We start from the raw sequence: 6,000 nt of genomic DNA on the forward strand, positions 1-6,000 counted from the left end.
AACGAGACCCGTGTGAAGACGGATCCTAACGCGGTGAGGAGGCGGCGGGGCCGGCGCCCTGTGTGTCGCACCATTCGGTCAGTGCTCGGCGGGCCGCGGTGATGCGATGTTCTGGTGACTCGTCTGAGATGGCCCATGCGATGTAGGCGTCTGGCCTGACCAGTACGCATTTCTTGGTGGCGCCCTTCGGGGACACGATCTCGACCTCGTCGGTCCACTCTGTGATGAGTGAGGGGAGGCGGTCGGTGTCGGACGGTGTGACGAGGACGAACCGTCGCTTGCGGAGGGCTTCGTAGAGTCTGCGTCCGTCGGTGAGGGGGATGTCAGGTGCCCGCTTGCCGACGAGGGGGTGTGCGCCGGCCGGTGCGGTGTAGGAGATGTCGATTCCCGAGATCGCCTTGGCCAGTCGTCGGGCCACTGGCGGGGTTTGCAGCACCGTACGCGCTGAGAGGTCACGGAGGCCGCACAGTGCCCGTGGTGTGGTGAGGACACCGCGGAGCAGTACGCCGCTCATCCGCAGGACCCGGTGTCCCACCGGGTGGCGTTCGTTCTGGTAGCTGTCGAGCAGAGTGTCTGGTGCGCGGCCGCGCTGAACGGCCGCGAGTTTCCAGCTCAGGTTCGCGGAGTCCTGGATGCTGGTGTTGAGACCCATGCCGCCGGCGGGGGAGTGGACGTGGGCGGCGTCGCCGACGAGGAACACCCGGCCTACCCGGTAGCGGGGGGACTGGCGTTCGTCACTGTGGAATCGGGAGAGCCAGCGGGGGTCGTGCATGCCGAAGTCGCTGCCGAGCGCCTGGCGTGCGACGTCTTTGATTTCCTCCAGGTCGACCGATGCGTTGTCGGGCATGGGGTGGTGGCGATTCCAGGCCATGACCCTGAACCAGCCGTCGCCGAACGGGACGACGATGGCGAAGGCGTCTCCGATTGCCGCCACGGTGGGCGGCTTCTTCGGCGGGTCGGCCATGCGGACGTCTGCGAGCATCATGGAGCGAACGGCGGAGCGGCCGGGGAATGGCAGGCCGAGGGACCCTCGTACGCAGCTGTTCCGTCCGTCCGCGCCGACGACGTAGTCCGCGCGCAGGCTCTGTTCAGTGCCAGCTGGTGTCTTGACGGTGACGTCGACACCGGTGGGGTCTTGCTGGACGCCGTTCACTTCATGCGCTCGCATGATGTTGACGCCGTGTTCCAGGGCGCGGGCCAGGAGCAGACGCTCGGTGTTGTACTGGGGCGTCACGAGTACGTGAGGGTATCGCGTAGGCAGGTGCGAGAGATCGATCCGCAGGAATTGCAGGATCGGGTTGCGCAGGCCGGTCATCAGCAGGTCGTCGGCAAGGCCCCGGGCGTCCAGTTGCTCCATCGTTCGGGCGTGAACGGCGAATGCGCGGGTCAGCTGGGATTCCCCTTCCCGTCGCTCCACGACGGTGCAGCGCACTCCGGTCTCGGCCAGGTCACCTGCGAGCAGCAACCCCGCTGGACCAGCACCGACGACCAGCACGCCAACGTCGGATCCCATGCTCTGTCCTCCGCGTGCCATACAACGAGTAGAACGACGCGTGATTATCCGGCTAGCGCCCACCATCAGTGGTGATGTTCAGGGCGACTGGGCCGTCGTGCCCGGGACTTCACTCGGGTGGCGTAACCCGTGACTTCGCTTGACCATGGAAGTGCCCGCAGCGTCTAAGCACCACCGTACGATACGGGCCACTTCCCCGCCTGTCAGGCATCGGTCCACCCACTCGCACCAGAGCGGTGACTGAAGACGCGTGAATCGGCGCCCCGCAGTTATGTTGACCAGATGCGGTGCCGCTTCCGCCGCATCCCCGAGGGCGTGACGTGAGGGGCCCGTGAGCGGATTTCGAGAGGAGCGCAACCATGCCCTTCGCCACCGCCGAGGACGGCACGCAGATCTTCTACAAGGACTGGGGCTCGGGCCAGCCCGTCGTTTTCTCCCATGGCTGGCCGCTCACCGCGGACGCCTGGGACCCCCAGATGAAGCTCATGGTGGACAACGGCTTCCGCGCCATCGCCCACGACCGACGCGGCGGCGGCCGCTCCGGTCAGCCCTGGGACGGCAACAACCTCGACACCTACGCCGACGACTTGGCGGCGGTCATCGAAGCAGAAGACCTGCACGACGTCATTCTGGTCGGGCACTCCACCGGCGGCGGCGAGGTCACCCGCTACATCGGCCGGCACGGTACGGGACGGGTCGCCAAACTGGTCCTGCTCGGCGCCATCCCTCCCCTGATGCTGAAGACGGAAGCCAACCCCGAGGGCCTGCCGATCGAGGTGTTCGACGAGATCCGCCAGGGTGTGCTCACGGACCGCTCGCAGTACTACAAGGACCTCAGTGCCCCGTTCTACGGTGCCAACCGTGAGGGCTCGACCGTCTCCCAGGGAACGCGTGACGAGTTCTGGCTGTGGAGCATGACCGTCGGGATCAAGGGCGCCTACGACTGCATCAAGGCGTTCTCCGAGACGGACACGACCGAGGACCTGAAGAAGGTCGATGTGCCGACACTGATCGTGCACGGCGACGACGACCAGATCGTGCCCATCGTCTCCGCGGGTCACAAGTCATCCAAGATCGTCAAGGGCGCGCAGTACAAGGTCTACGAGGGCGCACCTCATGGCCTTGCGATGGTGCCCAAGTACGCCGAGATCTTCAACAGAGACCTGCTTGAGTTCGCGCGTAGTTAGTGCCTTCCCCCAGTCCTGGGTCAACGGCGGCGCTGCCGTTACCCCAGGACACCGCCGGCCAGTGGCGCTGTGAATTGGCCGCCCGGGAGGGACGGTTCAAAGATGTCCCGGGCAACCATGTCCGGAGCGCCTGAAACTGGCTCGGTAGCCTGGGCGATCGGTTCGCCGTGTCAGTCGATCGGGCTTGCGCCCTGCTGGAAGACGTTGATGAGGTTTCCGTCATTGTCGCGGATCGCGGTCGAGATGCTGCCGTCGCCGAGGTCCATCTGCTCCCAGACGGTCGTCACGCCCAGGTCACGGAAGGTGCGGGTCACGCCGGCGAGGTCCTCGACGCGGAAGACCAGGGCCTTGTTGCCGATCGGGCGGATGTGGGCGGGGGGCTCTGCCGTCAGTTCGGGGATCCGCACACCGTCCGCGGGCTGAAGGAGCTCGAGCCGGAACCCGGGGCCCTCCAGGAAGGCGACGTCCGCTCCGATGGCGTCGAAGCGGGACTTCGCCAGCAGGGTGAGGCCGAACACCCGGTTCCACCACTGGATCGACGCGTCGAGGTCACTGACGGAAATCGTCACGTTGTGGAGGCTGTAGGGGAAGGGCGGCTGGGCAGCGGTGGTCATGGTGATCACTTTTCGTTGGGCGGGTGCAGGCGTTTGCGGTGGGGCACGCGAGACCCCTCGCGCGTTCCGCCCGGCTTCTCTGTGCCGTGCAGCGGAACAGTCTGTGCCCGTCTGCCGCCGACCCGATATCTACTTGCAATAGCGAATCCGCGGAGCATAGGTCAAATGTAGACCTTATGGACCGTACAGTCAAGAACTGGTGTCTTCTTCAGGTGCATTGCGAATTCAGTGGACCAATGCACCAGTTGGCGAATCGCCGTCGGCGTGCGGAAGTGAGGCGCGAGTGAGGTCCCGCGCGGACTTGGGTAGCCTGGGCCCGCGTTGCTCCGCAGTCGATGGCGAAGCCGCCCGGCCGGAGTGCCTGCTCAAGGGCCTGGCGAAAGGGGCGGACCGTCAACCGCGCTGGGGCGGGAGCCGGGCCATTCGTGGGGGTGCTCGGAGGGCAGGTGATGTGCGTGCTCGCAGCCGACCCAAGCGGCCCCCCTGGGTCCCCGTCGGTCGGCACGTCACCCGTGAAGGGTGCTGGCCCGCAGGATGGTCAGTGCCGGGAGAGCTGCTGGAGGGCGGCCTGGCTTATCTGCAGCAGAGCTGAGCCGTCCATGCCGGTCTTCGCGAGAAACTCGATGCCCTGCATGACGGCAAGGAGCAGCCGCCCGACCTCCTGAGCGTCCGCCCCCGGTTCGATCGTCCCCTCGTCCTGGGCTTCCTTCACGCAGGCGATCAGAAGATCTTCGACCGCTTGGTAGCTGCTCCGGGCCCGGGAGGCGACGTCCGGATCATTGCTGTGCAGCTCGGACGTGCTGTTGACCAGAAGGCAGCCGCGCCGCTGCGGGTCCTCCGTGAATCCCTTGGCCACGCCCTCGAAGAGCAGGGTCAGGCGTTCGAAGGCCGTACCGGGCCCGGTCAGGACCGCCCGGACGCCGTTGAGCTGTTCGTCGCGGTAGCCGTCCAGCACGTGCAGGAACAGCTGCCGCTTGTCGCCGAAGGCCCCGTACAGGCTCCCCTTGCCCAGTCCGGTGGCGTCCGTCAGGTCCTGCAGTGACGTAGCCGCGTACCCCTTGTTCCAGAACTGCTTGCGCGCAGACTCCAGAACCTGGTTCTCGTCGAAATTACGCGGTCGTCCCATGTTCCACAGCATACGTCCTTCTTGACTCATCGGTCCAGATCGTGAGCGCCCGGCTGCATGCGGCACGCAGGGGCGGCAGGCTAGGTGGTGGCGGGGCGTGTGGCGCACGGCTCCCCCCGGCGCCCTGGCGTCCCGACGGGCGGACCGGCGTCGGCCGGCTCGTCGCCGCTCGGCGATGTGGATGCAGTCACGTTTTTGCCCGAGCGGTCCATAACGTGGTTCTTTACCGTACAGTCCATAAGTGGCCCGAGGCGGTCCGCTACGGGCTGTAACACTGCGGCGACACATGGTGCACGGCTTTTGGCGTTTGCACCGGACAGGGATAAGCGATCATGGGACAGCTTGACGGGAAGACGGCAGTCGTCACCGGAGGCAACAGCGGAATCGGACTGGCCACAGCCAAGCGATTCGCGCGTGAGGGCGCGCACGTGTTCATCACCGGCCGTCGGCAGGAGGCTCTCGACGCCGCGCTGGCCGAGATCGGTGGGGAAGCCACCGCCGTCCGGGGCGACGTCGCGAACCTCGCGGACATCGACCGCCTCTACGCGGCTGTCGCCGAGCGGGGCCGGTCCATCGACGTACTGTTCGCCAACGCGGGCGGCGGTGAGTTCGCCGCGCTTGAGCAGGTCACCGAGGAGCACTTCGACGCCACCTTCAACATCAACGTGCGAGGCATGCTCTTCACCGTTCAGAAGGCAATTCCGCTGCTCAACGACGGCGCCTCGGTGATCCTGACCGGATCGACCGCTGCCACCTCAGGTGGCGCCGCCTTCGGCGTGTACGCCGCGTCCAAGGCCGCGGTCCGCTCCTTCTCCCGCACCTGGGCCAACGAACTCAGCGGCCGCGCGATCCGAGTGAACACCCTGGTGCCCGGCCCGATCGTTACCCCGGGCATCACCGGCCTGGCCGTGGACGCCGACCAGGCCGCGAAGATGAGGGACGCCTTCGCCAGCCAGATACCGCTGGGCCGGATGGGGCACCCGGACGAGGCCGCAGCCGCCGCACTATTCCTCGCCAGCAATGAGAGCAGCTTCGTCACCGGATCCGAGCTGTTCGTCGATGGCGGACTCAACCAGATCTGATCGCCGCAAGACGATGCGCTTGCCCGTCCCAGCGAAGACAGAGTGTGACCGCGTCGCGGTCACACCGGTAGTCACACCGAGCCTTCGGGCGAGCGCAGCCCCGCCGGTGTGCGGGCACACGGCGACCCCCGGAATTGGCTGAGGGCGTGGAGTCGGACGCCGTACACACAGATGATCGGCAGAGCCCGATCCGGGGTTGCTCGAGGCGCTCTCAGTGGTCCTATGTGACGAGGGTCTGTCACTTCGCCCACGAAGCCGACCCCGCCCGCGGGGAGTGCCACCGAACCAGCCACAGCGCGGACGGCGCCGACCACCTGTTCGTCCCCCCACCGAATCCGCGCCCGGCGGGCCCAAGGTGCCAGAGACCGCACAGGGCAAGGCGGCCGACGAGCTCAGGAAGGTGCTGGAGGAGGTCGCGGCGAAGGGTGCCACGATCACGTGGAGCGATCGCTGCTGAGCGTCCTGGTCGTCACCCACA

General features: G+C 66.8%; 5 protein-coding genes. 2 read left to right on the forward strand and 3 right to left on the reverse strand.

The genetic code is table 11. From position 1 onward, the window contains the following. Positions 1-25: 25 nt before the first annotated feature. Positions 26-1,513 carry an FAD-dependent monooxygenase gene (locus MXD57_RS29220; protein WP_250405183.1) on the reverse strand — a complete coding sequence of 496 codons (1,488 nt, stop codon included), beginning with the start codon at positions 1,511-1,513 and terminating at the stop codon, positions 26-28. Positions 1,514-1,872: 359 nt separating this feature from the next. On the opposite strand from MXD57_RS29220, the gene MXD57_RS29225 reads away from it, so the two are divergent. Continuing rightward, positions 1,873-2,700 (forward strand): alpha/beta fold hydrolase, encoded by an 828-nt coding sequence (locus MXD57_RS29225; RefSeq protein ID WP_250405184.1) that lies wholly within the window; start codon positions 1,873-1,875, stop codon positions 2,698-2,700. A gap of 170 nt (positions 2,701-2,870) precedes the next feature. On the opposite strand, the gene MXD57_RS29230 is transcribed toward MXD57_RS29225, so the two are convergent. Together MXD57_RS29230 and MXD57_RS29235 are read right to left on the reverse strand one after the other, a co-directional pair. After that, complete coding sequence (locus MXD57_RS29230) at positions 2,871-3,314, reverse strand: VOC family protein (RefSeq protein ID WP_250405185.1); 444 nt, start codon at positions 3,312-3,314, stop codon at positions 2,871-2,873. 538 nt (positions 3,315-3,852) lie between these two features. Further along, the gene (locus tag MXD57_RS29235; protein ID WP_250405186.1) at positions 3,853-4,440 is read right to left on the reverse strand and encodes a TetR/AcrR family transcriptional regulator; all 588 of its coding nucleotides are present in this window, start codon (positions 4,438-4,440) and stop codon (positions 3,853-3,855) included. Positions 4,441-4,772: 332 nt separating this feature from the next. Between MXD57_RS29235 and MXD57_RS29240 the strand changes: the two genes are divergently transcribed. Then, positions 4,773-5,522, forward strand: a complete 750-nt coding sequence (locus MXD57_RS29240) for a glucose 1-dehydrogenase (protein ID WP_250405187.1) — start codon at positions 4,773-4,775, stop codon at positions 5,520-5,522. Positions 5,523-6,000: the final 478 nt, after the last annotated feature.

This window comes from Streptomyces cellostaticus, from assembly GCF_023630175.1.
GTDB classification, from domain to species: domain Bacteria; phylum Actinomycetota; class Actinomycetes; order Streptomycetales; family Streptomycetaceae; genus Streptomyces; species Streptomyces cellostaticus_A.

What these genes read in the sequence shown, in the direction of transcription:
- MXD57_RS29220 (WP_250405183.1), bottom strand. Translation starts at nt 1,513, where the DNA reads ATGGGATCCGACGTTGGCGTGCTGGTCGTCGGTGCTGGTCCAGCGGGG.
- MXD57_RS29240 (WP_250405187.1), top strand. Translation starts at nt 4,773, where the DNA reads ATGGGACAGCTTGACGGGAAGACGGCAGTCGTCACCGGAGGCAACAGC.
- MXD57_RS29230 (WP_250405185.1), bottom strand. Translation starts at nt 3,314, where the DNA reads ATGACCACCGCTGCCCAGCCGCCCTTCCCCTACAGCCTCCACAACGTG.
- MXD57_RS29235 (WP_250405186.1), bottom strand. Translation starts at nt 4,440, where the DNA reads ATGGGACGACCGCGTAATTTCGACGAGAACCAGGTTCTGGAGTCTGCG.
- MXD57_RS29225 (WP_250405184.1), top strand. Translation starts at nt 1,873, where the DNA reads ATGCCCTTCGCCACCGCCGAGGACGGCACGCAGATCTTCTACAAGGAC.